Annotated in this window: 11 protein-coding genes; 5 read left to right on the forward strand and 6 right to left on the reverse strand. The window is 61.9% G+C overall.

The window, feature by feature from the left end; all coding sequences use genetic code 11:
* Nucleotides 1-295: 295 nt before the first annotated feature.
* Together LIS66_RS23635 and LIS66_RS23640 are read left to right on the forward strand one after the other, a co-directional pair.
* Nucleotides 296-1042 carry a S24 family peptidase gene (locus tag LIS66_RS23635; RefSeq protein ID WP_042610604.1) on the forward strand — a complete coding sequence of 249 codons (747 nt, stop codon included), beginning with the start codon at nt 296-298 and terminating at the stop codon, nt 1040-1042.
* A 436-nt stretch (nt 1043-1478) separates the two neighbouring features.
* Nucleotides 1479-1649, forward strand: coding sequence for a hypothetical protein (locus LIS66_RS23640; protein ID WP_227973145.1), 171 nt, complete (start codon nt 1479-1481; stop codon nt 1647-1649).
* A 74-nt stretch (nt 1650-1723) separates the two neighbouring features.
* Here the strand turns inward: LIS66_RS23640 and LIS66_RS23645 are convergent, their stop codons facing one another.
* Genes LIS66_RS23645 through LIS66_RS23670 form a run of 6 tightly spaced genes read right to left on the reverse strand, consistent with a single transcriptional unit; the run spans nt 1724 to nt 11906 of the window.
* Nucleotides 1724-2536 carry a YfaP family protein gene (locus tag LIS66_RS23645; protein WP_227973146.1) on the reverse strand — a complete coding sequence of 271 codons (813 nt, stop codon included), beginning with the start codon at nt 2534-2536 and terminating at the stop codon, nt 1724-1726.
* Nucleotides 2537-2539: 3 nt separating this feature from the next.
* Nucleotides 2540-4159 carry a DUF2300 domain-containing protein gene (locus LIS66_RS23650; protein WP_227973147.1) on the reverse strand — a complete coding sequence of 540 codons (1620 nt, stop codon included), beginning with the start codon at nt 4157-4159 and terminating at the stop codon, nt 2540-2542.
* Nucleotide 4160: 1 nt separating this feature from the next.
* Nucleotides 4161-8735, reverse strand: coding sequence for an alpha-2-macroglobulin family protein (locus LIS66_RS23655; RefSeq protein ID WP_227973148.1), 4575 nt, complete (start codon nt 8733-8735; stop codon nt 4161-4163).
* Nucleotides 8732-9382, reverse strand: a complete 651-nt coding sequence (locus LIS66_RS23660; protein WP_227974545.1) for a DUF1175 domain-containing protein — start codon at nt 9380-9382, stop codon at nt 8732-8734. Before LIS66_RS23660 ends, LIS66_RS23655 begins: the two co-directional genes overlap by 4 nt.
* Nucleotides 9367-11079: a DUF2138 domain-containing protein gene (locus tag LIS66_RS23665; protein ID WP_227973149.1), complete on the reverse strand. Its 1713-nt coding sequence runs from the start codon at nt 11077-11079 to the stop codon at nt 9367-9369. Before LIS66_RS23665 ends, LIS66_RS23660 begins: the two co-directional genes overlap by 16 nt.
* Before the next feature lie 35 nt (nt 11080-11114).
* Complete coding sequence (locus LIS66_RS23670) at nt 11115-11906, reverse strand: YfaP family protein (protein WP_227973150.1); 792 nt, start codon at nt 11904-11906, stop codon at nt 11115-11117.
* Between the two features lie 503 nt (nt 11907-12409).
* Here LIS66_RS23670 and LIS66_RS23675 point away from each other — a divergent pair.
* The 3 genes from LIS66_RS23675 to dxs all read left to right on the forward strand — a co-directional run bounded on the left by LIS66_RS23675 (nt 12410) and on the right by dxs (nt 15526).
* Nucleotides 12410-12652, forward strand: coding sequence for an exodeoxyribonuclease VII small subunit (locus LIS66_RS23675; RefSeq protein WP_016772991.1), 243 nt, complete (start codon nt 12410-12412; stop codon nt 12650-12652).
* Nucleotides 12649-13536, forward strand: coding sequence for a (2E,6E)-farnesyl diphosphate synthase (gene ispA / locus LIS66_RS23680; RefSeq protein ID WP_064364018.1), 888 nt, complete (start codon nt 12649-12651; stop codon nt 13534-13536). The genes LIS66_RS23675 and ispA overlap by 4 nt, the downstream gene beginning before the upstream one ends.
* Before the next feature lie 91 nt (nt 13537-13627).
* A complete protein-coding gene (gene dxs / locus LIS66_RS23685) occupies nt 13628-15526 on the forward strand; it encodes a 1-deoxy-D-xylulose-5-phosphate synthase (RefSeq protein ID WP_123420063.1) in 1899 nt (632 codons plus the stop codon).
* The last annotated feature ends 127 nt before the right edge of the window (nt 15527-15653 follow it).

Here is a 15653-nt window from a genome sequence, read left to right on the forward strand (position 1 = left end):
AAAAAAACCCCGGACTTCCGGGGTTTTTTGTTATCGGCGTCTGCATAATCGACTCGGTTCTTCAAGTCGATGTAACTCGAAATACACTCTGGTCGGCCCCCTCTCCCTCCGGGAGAGGGCTGGGGTGAGGGGCTCTTGAAAAACCCAGATTAAACAAGCCGTTTAAATTCCTACATGCAGTTTTAATCTGTTTAATTTCCCACAAGCGCGTCTTACATCCCGTCGCAAAATACAGGCTTTTTTTGAACGCCCGGTTTATTCAAACCGCTCTAGTCCGGCCGTAGACTCCGTGTTTATGAGAAAGAACACTAGCGGTCCACGATTCAAGGCACTCCTGGAAGCAGCGAACATCAGCACCACGGATTTCGCAAGGTTCTGGGGCACGGAAGCCCAAAACGTTCATAACTGGTACACCCGGGGCGTCCCGGCGTATCGCATGGAAGAAGTCTCACGCCTGTTGTCGGTCAATAGTGAATGGCTGAAAACCGGGGAAGGCGTCAAGGAGGTCCCACGCCTGCACCCGCCCGCCAGCAATGGCGACACGTTCGATGCCCAGTCGATCTGCGGCGTCTACACCGTCATCAACCCCAGCGACATCGACCTGGCGTTTTTCAAGGAAACTCCGATCGCCAATGGCGACGGCAAAACCCACGTCATCCTCGACCCCGACCAATCCCTGCGCCTGCCCCGCGCCCACCTCGATCAACTCGACATCCAGCACGCCAACGCCATCTGCGCGCACATGATCGGCAACAGCATGGCCGAACGCATCGAAGACGGCTCCATCGTCGCCATCGACCGCGGCCTGACCCAGGTTGTCGACGGCGAAATCTACGCCATCGAACACGACGGCATGCTGCGCATCAAATACCTGCACCGCATGCCCGGCAACGGCCTGCGCATGCGCAGCCACAACAGCGCCGAATACCCCGACGAGGTTTTCCGGCCGGCGCAGATCGAAGAGCAGCGGATTCACATTCTTGGCTGGGTGTTCTGGTGGTCGACACTGGGCAAGCGCAGGCCGGTGGTGCCGTTTCTGTGATGCGTGCGCCGATCTCGATTTTTACGCAGAACCTGTGGGAGCGAGCCTGCTCGCGAAGAGGGCCCTGATAACCGGTACAAATCCAGGATTTGTACCGCTTAAGTCGCTCTAAACCGCACTCGAGGCTGGGAATCCAAAGCAAAACTCAGTATCCTGCGCCCCACATTCGCGCATCGACCCGCCCAGCGGCTCGGATGACGCCCGACGCGGCAGACCAACGTCTGACCAAGTCCCACAGCCGGACGCAGATCCGGATGTACGTTTTGAAGGCTGGCGCGGTTTACCAAAAATAAACCAAGCCAGTCCCCGAGAAGCCGGCCACAAGCCGGCTTTTTAATGCCTGCAACAAATCATATCCATTGCTGAAATTGCATTTCCAGCTTGTATAGCGCCCAATGCACTGGCTACCGCCCCGCCAAATATCGCAGGGAACATAATGCCCGGAATCTCATCCCTCATTGAGGACGCGCTGAAACGCACCGCTGAACTAGGCGAGCTGCCTGCCGAAGACAAGTTGGCCAGTGAAGAGGATGACGAACTTGCCGCCATCGTTCACGAGCGCCTCGCCGCTCCTCAGCGAATGCAGGTCCGTCTGGCTGATCTGTAAGTCGGACCTGAATATGAATTGAGCGCCCCGCTACAGCCCCTGAATTGTCCAACAACTTGTTGGACAAATTCCCCTCACGGATAACTAAACGACTTCACCAACGTCAACTCCCCCGCCGTCCGCATCGGCACTACAAACGTTTCCATCTTCTCGCTCGGCGTGCCTTCTTCAGTAATCACCGTCACCTGCGCGGTCGTCAGCGCCTGCACCGCTTCATCCCCGCCCTCGTCATCCCCGCGATACCCGCCGCCGTAATAATTCACATACACCAGATACTGCCCCTTCATCGGCGCGGGCATGGCGGCGATTTCCGGGCCGTAGCCGGTGGTGACGTCAACGTCGAGGGCGGCGCCGTTGGCGGCAGTGCGATTGCCGTACCAGATGTGGGCGCCATCGGGGGTGATCAGGTGCAGGTCGAGGTCGGTGCCGTCGCTGTCCCAGGCCAGCAGCACGCGCAGTTTCGCCGGGGTGGCGCCGCCGCGGGCGTTGAGGAATTGCGTGCGGTGGCGTTGCTGGCCGTCGGCGCTGCGGACTTCGACGCTGTTGCTGCCGTTGGGGAAGGAGAAGGGGCGATCGAAGCCGCCGGTTGGGTCGATTTTCAGTGGCATGCTCACGCCATTGACGATCAGGCGTCCGGGTTCGTTGTTCTTCGGCACGGCTTTGATCTGGCCGCTGATTCTGGCGGTATTGGCTTGGCCAAGCGGTGTGTTGACCGACGAGGCCGGGTAGTTGACGGTCTGGCGGAAGCTTTCGCCCTCGCCTTGCGGTGCGCCGCTGCGCCAGCCGCCGACCGGGGTGTCGAGTTTCACGCCATCGGCGGCGTAGGCCTGCGGCAGCACATTGAGGGCACAGAGCAGCAGCAAGACCTGTGGATAACGGAGTGTCATGGTCTATTCCAGCAAAAGGTGACGGGCGAGCCCTTCGATGTAGGTTTCGTCCTGGCCGTTGGGGTGTGCTTCGAAGGCCAGGTGCAGATATTCGTGGGTCAGGTCGAGGCGATCCTGCAGGGTCAGCACGCCGCGCACGTAAATGCGCTGGCGTTCGCGGTCGACGAAGGGCCGGCCGAAGGCGAGTTTGCAAACGGCGAAAGTGCTGACTTCGTTGTAGCCGGTTTCGCTTTCGAGCCTCGGACGCCAGCCGCGTCGCTGCTTCTGCAGCCAGTCTTGCGCGGCGGGTAATGCTTCGCAGGAGGCGACCGGGTTGTCCCAGCGGCTGAGGCTGGCGCGTGGATAGGCGTGCAGCAGAATCGCGTCGTAGCGCTGGCCGGCGCTTGCCTGTTCCACGGCTTGCTGCCAGGCGAGTTTGTCCGGGCCGGGTTGCTCGGAGTGATAGGTGACGGTGCTGCCGGCCAGTACCAGATCCGCCGTCCACGCCGCGATGTTGCGTGACTCGGCAGAGGCTGGACGCGGGGCGACGCGCTGGCGATTGCTGCTGTCGTCGATGCTCAGGCAATCACCGTTGCGCGAGGCGTTTTGCAGCAGATAAGTGCGGATCGCTACGGCCAGCGCCTTGGCGGCTTCGGCAGGTTCAGGTCTGGCTTCGCGCTCAAGGACACGGGCGACATATTCTTCGCGATCAAGCCTTGCGACGAGTTTGTCATTGAGCAGAAACAGTTCGCCATCGCTGTGGATATCCAGTGCGTTGCCGTTGGCAAATTCGACGCGGTAGTCGCCGCGCATTGGCCCGGACGTGGCAACGCGATCCCCCGCCAGAACTTTCGAAACCGGGTATTTCGAAAACAGCCCGACTTCCACACAACGGCCTGCGTCCACCGGCCAAGCCGTCGGCAATACGCTGGCCAACGCTTGGCCGTAGTGACGCAGGACCATCTGACTGGTGCCGCGCCCGCCCGCCCAGACCGGTGCGCCATCGGTGGTCCAGCCAGCGAATCCGCCTTGTCGCGATTGCGCATCCTGGTCGCCGAGCCAGCTCCAGGTTTTCACCCGCAAACGCCCGCCCAACTCGCCGACGACATTGCCGTCCGCCGCGTTCAGCACGACATCGAGCAACACCCGGCGCATCTGGTCCTGAGCAGGCAAAGCGGCCAGAACTTTCAGCAATTCAGCCACGGTAACCCGCTGCGCCGGTTGCACCGATGGCAAGTCGAGCAACCACGACGGCGCCTGCCGAGCCTGCCAATACTCACGCCAATCCGCCGCCGCAATGCCCAACCGTGCGGGTTCGAAATACAATCCGCAGGATTTCACCAGCGCCTGATCCCGCTCGATCCTGCCGCCCGCCGCACAGCAATAAACCTCTTCCTTCAACTGCCCCCGACATTCATACGGCGGTTCCCGCGCGCCGGTGTCCACCAGCCACGCGTAGACGAACAATTTCCACAGACTGCCCAACGGCGCATCCAGCGACGCTGGCAACCGTTCGCGCTTGATCAGTTGCGTCTGACTCAACGACAACAACTCGCCCTTGTACGCCACGCGCAACGGCTCGTCCTGCGCCGTTGCCAGCGCAGGCATCACACACATCAGCAGCCACAGCAGCGGCCGAATCATGTCAGTTGACCGTGACCTGACCGAGGGCGGCTTTCGCTTCCTGGGCCTGATGCTGCGGCGCATAGACTTGCTTGAAGCGAACCGGCGGCAGGTTGAACTGGCCCTTCTGCGAGAAGCGCACCAGATGACGCAGGCGCAACTCGCCGCTCAATGCATCGACCGGCACCGCATAAGCCAACTGACCCGGTTCAAAGCGCGCCTTCTCCAGCGCGGTCGGCTCGGTGCCATCCTTGCCCTGCAACTTGATGCCCCACGTCGTGCGTTCGACATCGGCGCCCGGTGGCAGCGGCACTTCAAGCATGCCGTAGCGCAGCGGTTTCGGCGCTTTACTGGTGAGAATCACCTCGTCCAGATAGAGGCTGTCGCTGGACAGAGGCTTCGTGCCGACCGGCTCAAGTTTGAAGGTGAACGCTTCGTCGCCCGGCACCAGTCGTGACAGGCGCCGGGTGATGGTCACGGCCATCGGATCGACCTGCGGCTGCTGAGTCTGGAAGCTCAGCGCGGCACGCAACGGCCGCTCTTGCGTGCCGGACACGGTCAGCACGCTCGGCAGCGGTGTCGCGCCTTGCCATGTCCAGTACATCTCGCCGCTGGCGCCGTAGTTTTTCTTCCATCCTTCACCGGGCATCAACGCGATGGTCGGTGACGCCTGGGCGATGCTGCGTTGCAGCCAGGTCAGCGCCAGCGCACGTTCCAGCGTCGATTGCTGTGGCAGCAACCGTTGCAGCAACGCCGTCGCGCGAGCTTGATCGAACGGCTGCAGTGACAGGTTCAGTGCTTCTACAAAAGGCTGCGAACTGGTCGCCAGACGTTGTTGCGCCGCGCCCAGTTGACGATTGAACGCCTCCGGCAAAGCGACTTTCGACTGCGTGGCCAACGATGCGGCGAGCACCCGCGCCGCTGCCAGACCCAGCGCCGAATCCGGATCGCTCATCACCAGACTGTCCTCGCCGTCGTCGAGCAAGGTTTCGGCACGGCCTTCACCCGCCCTGGCCAGATCGTCGATCAAACCGCTGAGCAGCGTGGTGACCGGCAACTGCATCTGCCTGGCGAACGACAGAATCAACGCCCGTTGCAACAACGGCGTGTTCGGTGCCTGCTTGGCGTAAACCTCCAGCACCCGCTGCCAGTGCTCCGGCGGCAGGGTCAGGTCGAGTACGCGGCTGGCATTCCAGTCGGCGTAATAGGCATAGGCGGTGAGGAATGCATCCGGCTCGCCGTCGTAGCCCCACCAAGTGAAGCTCGCCGACGGCCCGGCCATTTGCACCAGACGCAGGCGGCTGTTCTGCATGATCAGACGCAAGCGATCGCGAGTCTGCGGGTTCGAGGCCAGCGATGGATAAGCGATGCTTAGCGGCAACAGGCGACTGGCGGTCTGCTCGACGCCGCCGTACGGGTAGCTGAGCAGGTCGTCGAGGGCCGAACGGAACAGCGCTTGTGGACTGTCATCCAGCCGCAGACGAATATCCGTGGCATCAGCGGGCAAACTCAACGGAGTGTCACCGCTAACCACATCGAGGCTTTGCGTCTGCGTGACTTGCCAGCCTTCACCGGTTGCACTCAAGCGCACAGCCAGGGCATCGGCGACTTTGCCGTCCTGCACCAGCTCCGCCGTCCACTCGCCAGAGGCCAGGGCAAGCGCCGGCAGCGGCAAATAATTGATGCCGCTGTTCAGGCTCACCGGCATGCGCTGTTCGGCGCCGGCATAGTGCGTGACCAGTTCAGCCTTGACCGGTTTCTCTGCCTGACTGAACGCAAACACACCCAGTTGCGGCTGATCGCCCTTGCGGAATTTGCTCGGCCCGCTCCACTTCAGGTACAGCGGTTTTTCCGAACGGACAAACTGCTTCTTCTGCCCGACCTGACCGTCATCGGCGATGGCGCGGGCAGTGATGCGCCAGCGGGTCAGCGAGTCCGGCATCTTGAAGGTGAAACGGGTTTTGCCGTCGGTGCCGGTCAATAGCTCCGGCTGCCATGCCGCGGTGTCAACGTCTTCACGGCGTGGACGTTCCAGCACTTTCACGCCGCGTTCGCTGCGGTTGGCCTTGCCCGGTGCGCCGGGGCTGCCCGGCAACGCCACGTCGTAGCTGATGAACGACAGGCTGGCGCTGGTGCGCACATTGTTGCGCCGTGGGTGGTAGAAGAACTGATCGATGCTCGGCGCGACTTCTGGTTGCAGCGCGTAGACCATTTCGTCGATCACGCTGACCGTCAAGTGTGCCGGGACGGCTTTGCCGGCGAACTGCGTGGTCAGGTCGACCGTGACCGTATCGCCCGGCAGGTACACCGCTTTGTCGGTGCTGATCGCCACGTCGATTTGCGGCGCGACCACTTTGATCCCGGCATTCTGGAAGCTGTACTGACCGCCCTTGGTGTAGAGCACGGAGAAGGTCAGGTTAGGGGCGAAGTTGTCCTTCACCGCAATGCGCGCGCGGTATTGGGTGTCGCTGAGTTTTTCCAGCTTCAGCCAGTCACCGCCCTTGGCCAGCAGCGCGGTGGCTTCGACCTTGTCGCGCTCCAGCGACAGCAATGCATCGGTGACCGGTTCGGGAAAGGTGATCAGCGCCAGCGCTTCTTCGCCGGCCTTGTACTCGGGCTTGTCGAGGACGATTTCCACCGTGCCCGGCACCGCTTTGACACCGTCGCCAGTGACCGAATGGCCGGTGGCGCCGAGGACGCGACCGTGTTGATCCTTGAGCGTCAGGTTGTAAGTGCCCGGACGCTCGAAAGCGAGGCTGAAACCTTTGTCAGCTGCAGCGAGTTTGCCTTCACCGCTGCTTTGGTCTTCCAGGCGTACCCAGGCGTAGCTGCTCGGCGTCACCGCTTTGCTTTGTTCGGTACCCCCCTCGTTGGCATAGCTGAAGGCGACCTTGTCACCGACCGCGCTGAAACGCTGCGGCGCACTCAGGCGAAAAGTTGCCGCGCCACGATCGATCAGGATTTCCTTGGTGGTCTTGACCCGATACGCCGCGCCGTCGCTGGCAAACACCGTGAGCATGTAGCGGCTCGGCTTGTCGGCGGCCGGAAGGTCGAGGGTCGCGTTGCCCTTGCTGTCGGTGGTCAGTTCGGTACTGGTCAGCTCCACCGGGAATTGCCCGAGGTATTGCAGCTCGTTGTCGACCATCGACAGTTGCTGGGCGCGCAGGCTCAGGTTCAATTTGGCGTTGGCCACCGGTTTACCATCCGGATAGAGCAACACCAGACTGCCTTTCACCGGCTCGCCAGTGCGGTAGTCCTGCTTGGCCAGATTCAGCGAAATTTCGAAGTGCGGTTTGATGTACTCAGCCACACGGAAGGCACTGCTGTAGGCCTGATCCTTGTAGTTGAAACGGATCTCGTAGCCGCCGGCGACGGCGTTGTCCGGCAACTGGAAGCGGCCCTGGGTTCCAGCCTTGGAATCAAGTTTCAGGTCGAGGGTCTGCAGTTCGGTACCCGTGGCATCGAGCACGCTGACGCTGACATCCGCCGCACCCGGCAACACCGAGTCCCGTGCATTCTTGAACTCGCGACCGACGATTTTCAGCGACACCCAATCGCCCGGACGATACAGCGGCCGGTCGGTGAAGGCGTAGAGTTTGGTGTCGTAGATTTCGCTGTCGTAGTAGAAGTTTTCCGAGACGAACACGCCGCCCTCTTCGTCCTCGCCGATAACGAACGAACGCTCCGGGCTGACGTGTTTCAGACGCAGCAAACCGTCGGCATCGGTGGCGCCGCTGCTCATCACGCCGAGGCCGTCGGTCCACAACACATTGACCTTCGCCACCGAACTGCCTTCATGCTTGCGTGCGGCCCAGACCAGCAGTTCATCACCGGCAATCTTGCTCACCGCGACGGTGTTGGAGACGAAAACCATGGTGGTCGCGCGGTATTTGCCGATCAACGCTTCGACCAGATACAGCCCGGGCTTCAGATTACCCAGCGGAATGTAGACGTTGCCCGGTGCGACGCTGACGAAGTCGCTGGACGAGCCGGCCAGATTGACCCCGGCCGGCGGCTGAATCGGCTTGGCTTGCCACAGCGGATAACGGAACTGGCTGACCACCGGCAGACCCGGGATCAAGGCAAATTGCGGCTGCGCGTCGTAAGGCGTCGGCGCAACCATGGCCTCGCCCATCTTCAGCTCCGGCACTTCTTCGGTGACCTGTTTGCGCGACTCGTAAGAGAACGCACGCTGCATCACCCGGCGGGATTTGCGATACCAGTTGTCCCACAGATATGCGAGGGTGTTGGACAGGCCTTCGCCCTTGAACTGGCCGTCACTGACGACGCGGTGCAGGTTCTTCTGGCGTTTGAGGAAATCCAGCGGCTTGTCGATGCGATACACGCGAATGTCGGCGCCACCGTACGGCTCCATGCGAAAACGCCGGTAGTCACGACCCGGTGCTTCGAGGCGGACCATCGCCTGCTCGTCGCTGGCAAAACTGCTGTCGGCCAGCAGAAAGAAACTCTCACCGGCCACCGGCGTGTAATTGCTCGGCTCCACCGAGTCTTCGGCATTGGCGCTGGTCAACGGCAGCAGCAACGCCAACAGCAAGGAAATTCGCGAACAGATACGCAACATGCGGGCACCGGTCATTGGGAGAGAAAGTTCAGTCGATAGACGCCGATGAAGTTGGGGTTGGCTGCGTCGGGTATCCATCGGGTGTCCTTCCATGTCATGAGTTGCTGCAGGCTTGCCGAACGCATGCCGTTGTCAGTGGGGGTGGTGGTGCCGGTGTGATAGGCGATGTAGCGGCCCATCCAGATCATCAGGTGCTGGTCGTCGCCCTGATCGAAAAACATCAGGTCACCGGGCCGCGCCTGCGACACATCGCGGCTGATCAGGTGGCTGTTGAACTGAATCAGTTTGATCGCGTTGACGTACGGCCCGACCTTGCCGCCGCCCTGCTGCCACAGTTGCGCGAGCTTGCGCTGCTCGTCGCTCAGCGCCAGCTCCGGCGGTAGATAACGATTGGACAGACCGTTGCTGCGCAGCCATTTGTCGTCATGGACTTTCAGCGCTTCGTTGGCGGCAAAGCGCACCAGCCCGGCACAGTCCTGCTGATACCAGCGCGGGCTCGGGCCTTGGCTCAGTTGCTCTTGAGCGATGCGCACGAACCAGGCGCGGAATACCTGGGATTGCGCCGGATCGAGCGCCGGCGCATCAACTGCGCGCGCACCTGCGCTCAGAAACAGCGCGAGCAGGCCAAGGCTGCGGATCAGTGCGCTCACAGCGCTTTCCATTCCAGCGGCAGCCATTGCCAGTGGCCCTCCGGCTCACTGCCTTCGGGCAGCGTCAGGGCATATTTGCCGTAGCCACCCAGGGTGCGCAGTTTCGGCATCAGGTAGGTTTGCGCAGCGTTGAAGAACACCGGTTCCATGTCCTGCGGCAGGCTGTCGAGGGTTTCGCGCTGCATCAGTTGCGCCATCGCGTCGGGGCCGAAGTAGATCGGCATCAGCACATCCTTGGGCAGCACGTCGGCCATCGGCGGGAAACGCTTGTCGAGGGTGCCGAGGGCTTTGTCGACGAGTTTGTCGTCGAGAGAAAACAGCAGCGTCGAACCATGACGGGCGAGGCTGACTTTCATGAACGCTTTGCCGGAAATCGCCTCCGGGTTTTCAGCGGTCTTCGCCGCGTACGGACCGAAACTGGAACTGACCTGACGCTGCCAGACGTGGCTCGAGCCTTCCTGCTTGTCGATCACCGGGAATACTTTCTCGGCGACGTTGGCTTCGAACGCGCCGACCATCGAACCGAACAGTTTGCCGAGATCACCATCAAGCTTGCTGCTGTCTTCGTCTTTGAGGCTGGCAACCAGCAACGGCGTGTACAGCCGCGAGTCGGCGTACCAGCACAGGCCCGCCGCGCCAGCGACGTGTTCGGTGAGGGTTTGCGCCACCGCTTCGTCGGCGCCGAGTTTGATCAGGATCGGCTTCTGCGGTTCGGCCGCCACCGGCAGGGTCACGCAAGCGCTCGCCCCCAGCGGCATCGCTTGCCAGACCGGTTTGAAATCGAAGTCCGGCTGATTTTCCAGCTCATCCATGGCCAGATAGCTGTGCCAGCCCTTGTCATCCATGTCGAAACGCAACCCGGCGAAGTTCGGGATGAAGCGCTGATAGCCCATGGCGAGGACACTGGAATTGACGGACAGACGCTGTTTGGTTTCCGGGCTTTTCTCTGGCAGGCCGAACGCTTCCGGGAATAGCTTTTCGCCATTGAGCAATGCCGCCAGCGCTTGCGCGGAGACGCGGCCCGACTCTTCCGAGACGCCGCTTTCCGGGTCGTAGTACTTGGCTGGATTGGACAACACCACCAGTTTGTCGCCGCGGGACGCGAACAGCAGCGATTTGCTCGCGTTGTAGGTGAGCTGATACAGCGGCACTTCGTCGCTGCCGACTTTGAGATTGCCGAAGACGCTGAGCTGGGTGTCATCCAGCGCGACTTTGGCCAACGGCTCGAGCAACTTGGCCAGGCCGCCACGATCCATTACCAGCAGGAAATCCTTCAAGCGACCATCGGCGCCACGCCATAGCGCAACGTCGGCCGGTTGATCGAAAAGCTGCTCGATCAGGCTGTCCTGCAATTTGAGGTCATGCTCGTAGATGATCCGGCGCAGACTGCCGATCAGGCCGAGGCGGTCGGCGTGGGTTTCGTAATAGAAGACGAAATCTTCGGTCAGCGTCGCCTTGAGAAACGGCACCGTCAGCAGATCCTTGGGCAACTGGCTCAGTGAACGGGTTTCGAGCAAGGCGTCCGGACGGCCAAGGCCGAGCTTGTCACTGGCAAGTGTCGCCGGCGGCGCTTTGGGCTTGAGCAGCAGCCAGCCGAAACCGCCCGCCACACCGGCCACCAGGCACAGCCCGAGCACGACCAGCGGCCAGCGCCGCGAAGGTTTGGCCGCCGGTGTCGCGGCAGCTGGAGTCACAGTGTTATCGCTCATGTTCACAACATCCGAGTTCATCCGTGGCGGGATGCTTAATAGTTGAAAGTCTTGACCAGCAACAGATCACCGATCGCCCGCAGAGGCACGATGAAGGTTTCGCGTTTTTCGTCGACGTTGTTTTCGTTCAGCACCAGAGTGATCTGCGAGGTGATCACCTCGTTCTGGTTGCTGGTCTCCTCGAAGTTATAGCCGCCATCGCCGTAGTTGCCCCAATAGTTGACGTAGACCAGATAGGTGCCGTGCAGCGGCGCGGTCATGGTGAACATTTCCGGGCCGGGGCCGTCGACGCCATCCGGGTCGAGGCCGCCGCCATTGCTCAGTGCTGGCCGCGACCAGAACGCATGCTGACCGTCGGGTGTGACAATGTGCAGATCCAGCTCGGCTTTCGGGTCGTCCCATCCCAAGACAAGACGAATACGCGCCGGCGTGCGCAGATTATTTGCTTCATAAAATTGCACGCGCTTGAGCGACTGGCCTTCGGCGCTGATCACTTCGACGCTGTTGGAACCCGCACCGAATGCGTAGGGCCGAGCGAAACGCCCCTGATCATCGGTGTACAGATTCAATGGATTGCCGTTGACGGCGAGGCTGTGCGGCGGGCGCATGTGCCCCAGGGCCTTGAGCTGGCCCTGGATCATCGTGCGATTGCGCTGGATGCCGCGATCGATCGGCGGCGTCGGGTAGGCGACCTGCGGATTTTCCGAGCGATCGAGCAAGCCGTGATAACGCCAGCCGCCGACCGGCTCGGACAACTCTGCAGTCGGCGCCGCCCACAGCGCAGGCGCGCAGGCGAGGCCCATCAGCAGCAAAAGAAATGAACGCATGTGACGCCTCCTGCCATGCCTTGAACGAAACCTTGCACCCGATCCTCGGTACTTCACAGCGGTGAACTGCGTTTCGTCTGAATGACCCGCAACTGTCGGGCCGTAGAAGCTGCGAAGATTAGCGATTCGGCAGTTTTTTAACAATCGGATACATGTGTGATTGCTGTAGGAATTGCGCTTTCGAGAGGGCGTGAGCCGAATAGCGAAGTTATTCGGCTCACAAAATGAGCCGAACAAGCCTATATGGTCCTGAGTCACCAAAAATCATGTGGCGAGGGAGCTTGCTCCCGCTGGACTGCGCAGCAGGCCCCGACCGCCAACCACGGCTCACCTGTTGATCGCGGTGGCTGATTTTGGGGTTGCTGCGCAACCCAGCGGGAGCAAGCTCCCTCGCCACAGCGTCTATCCGGGTCTTGGCGGTGTCTGCGCAGCCCCCTCATTTGCCCATACCCCCCCTATCTGCTAGTGTCGCGCCGGTTTAACGTCTACCGGAAATTGCCGCCATGGCCCGCAAAAAAGCTGCACTGGATTTCGAACAATCCCTCGCCGACCTGCAAACACTGGTCGAGCGTCTGGAGAACGGTGAATTGTCGCTGGAAGACTCGCTGACCGCTTTTGAGCAGGGCATCGGGCTGACCCGGGACTGCCAGGCGGCGCTGGCCCAGGCCGAGCAGAAAGTGCAGGTGCTGCTGGAGCGCGATGGCGAGCTCGCCGAGGAACCCTTCGACGCGGATGAGCCAGAATGATTGCGGCGTATTCGGCGAGCAGTCAGGCCCGGGTCAATGCGGCGCTGGAGACCCTGTTCAACGCGCCGTTGCCGGAACTGGCGCGGCTCTACGAAGCGATGCGCTACAGCGTGATGAACGGCGGCAAACGCGTCCGTCCGTTGCTGGCTTACGCCGCGTGCGAAGCCCTCGGTGGTCAGGCCGAACAGGCCAGCGGCGCGGCGTGTGCGGTCGAGTTGATCCATGCCTACTCGCTGGTGCATGACGATCTGCCGGCCATGGACGATGACGATCTGCGTCGCGGCCAGCCGACCACCCACAAGAAATTCGACGAAGCCTGCGCGATCCTCGCCGGTGACGGCCTGCAGAGCCTGGCCTTCAGCGCCCTGCTCGATCCGCGCCTGAGCGATTGCAGCAGCGAAATCCGTCTGCAGATGGTCACCGCGCTGGCCCAGGCCGCCGGTCCGGCGGGCATGGTCGGTGGCCAGGCCATCGATCTTGGTTCGGTCGGTCTCAAACTCGATCAGAAGGCCCTCGAACAGATGCACCGGCACAAGACCGGCGCGCTGATTGAAGTCAGCGTCAAGCTCGGCGCCCTGGCCAGCGGCCGCGCCCAGCCCGATCAGCTACAGGCCTTGCAGACTTATGCACAGGCCATCGGTTTGGCGTTTCAGGTGCAGGACGACATCCTCGACGTGGAAAGCGATACCGCCACCCTCGGCAAACGCCAGGGCGCCGACATTGCCCGGGACAAGCCGACCTACCCTGCGCTGCTCGGCCTCGATGCTGCCAAGGCCTACGCTTTGGAACTGCGCGACCAAGCCCTGCAGGCACTGCGACCGTTTGACGCGGCAGCCGAGCCTTTGCGCGAGCTGGCCCGGTATATCGTCGAGCGACGCAACTGACGGCGTATCGGCCAAAAAATACCAACGCGTGGGCAGGGGGCGATGCATCAGGTAAACTGCCGCATCTTTTATACCTATAACGATTCGCCTGATGCCCACGACGTTTCATGAGATTCCCCGCAAGCGCCCGACCACGCCCCTGCTCGACCGCGCGAACACGCCGGACGGCCTGCGCCGGTTAGGCGAAGCCGAGCTGGAAACCCTGGCCGATGAGTTGCGCCTGGAATTGCTCTACACGGTCGGCCAGACCGGTGGGCATTTCGGTGCCGGCCTGGGCGTGATCGAGCTGACCATCGCGCTGCATTACGTCTTCGACACTCCGGACGACCGTCTGCTGTGGGACGTCGGGCATCAGGCGTATCCGCACAAGATCCTCACCGGTCGCCGCGAGCGCATGGCCAGCCTGCGTCAGAAGGACGGCATCGCCGCTTTCCCGCGTCGCTCCGAGAGCGAGTACGACACCTTTGGCGTCGGCCACTCCAGCACCTCGATCAGCGCCGCGCTGGGCATGGCCATTGCCGCCCGCCTGCAGGACAGCGATCGCAAGGCCATTGCCGTGATCGGCGACGGTGCGCTGACCGCCGGCATGGCGTTCGAGGCGCTCAACCATGCGCCGGAAGTCAACGCCAACATGCTGGTGATCCTCAACGACAACGATATGTCGATCTCGCGCAACGTCGGCGGGCTGTCGAATTATCTGGCGAAGATCCTTTCCAGCCGCACCTACGCAAGCATGCGCGAGGGCAGCAAGAAAGTCCTGTCGCGCCTGCCCGGCGCCTGGGAAATCGCCCGTCGCACCGAAGAATATGCCAAGGGCATGCTGGTCCCCGGCACCCTGTTCGAAGAGCTGGGCTGGAACTACATCGGCCCGATCGACGGCCACGATCTGCCAACCTTGATCGCCACCCTGCGCAACATGCGCGATCTCAAAGGCCCGCAATTCCTGCACATCGTCACCAAGAAAGGCAAAGGCTTCGCCCCGGCGGAAGTCGACCCGATCGGCTACCACGCGATCACCAAACTCGAACCACTGGACGCCCCGGCCGCCGCGCCAAAAGCCACCAGCGGGCCGAAGTATTCGGCGGTGTTCGGCGAGTGGCTGTGCGACATGGCCGCGGCCGACGCGCGCCTCGTCGGCATCACTCCGGCGATGAAGGAAGGCTCGGATCTGGTGGCGTTCAGCGAGCGTTTCCCCGAGCGTTATTTCGACGTGGCGATTGCCGAGCAACACGCGGTGACGTTCGCCGCCGGCATGGCCTGCGAAGGCGCGAAACCGGTGGTCGCAATCTACTCGACGTTCCTGCAACGCGGTTACGACCAGTTGGTGCACGACGTCGCGGTGCAGAACCTCGATGTGCTGTTCGCCATCGACCGGGCCGGTCTGGTCGGCGAAGACGGCCCGACCCATGCCGGCAGCTTCGACCTGTCGTACCTGCGCTGCATCCCGGGCATGCTCATCATGACCCCGAGCGATGAAAACGAACTGCGCAAGATGCTCACCACCGGCCACCTCTACAACGGCCCGGCGGCGGTGCGTTACCCGCGCGGCAGCGGCCCGAATGCGGTCATCGAAAAAGATCTCGAAGCAATCGAAATCGGCAAGGGCATCGTCCGTCGCCAGGGCAGCAAAGTCGCCATGCTGGTGTTCGGTGTGCAACTGAGCGAAGCCTTGAAAGTCGCCGAGAAGCTCGACGCTACCGTGGTCGACATGCGTTTCGTCAAACCGCTGGATGAAGCGCTTGTGCGCGAGATCGCCGGTAGCCACGAATTGATCGTGACCATCGAAGAGAACGCGATCATGGGCGGCGCCGGTGGCGCGGTCAGCGAGTTTCTCGCCCGCGAGAACATCCTCAAGTCGATGCTGCATCTGGGCTTGCCGGATATCTACGTCGAGCATGCGAAACCGGCGCAGATGCTCGCCGAGTGCGGGCTGGATGAGGCCGGGATCGAAGCGTCGATTCGCCAGCGACTGGCCTTGCTCAACAGCTGACGCAATCCCTTGTAGGAGCTGCCGAAGGCTGCGATCTTTTGATCTTGCTCTTCGGCAGCTCCGGAACCTTTAAAAAGCAAAATCAAAAGATCGCAGCCTTCGGCAGCTCCTACATGGTTTTGCAAAG

It is taken from the genome of Pseudomonas sp. HN2 (genome assembly GCF_020736465.1).
GTDB classification, from domain to species: domain Bacteria; phylum Pseudomonadota; class Gammaproteobacteria; order Pseudomonadales; family Pseudomonadaceae; genus Aquipseudomonas; species Aquipseudomonas moraviensis_A.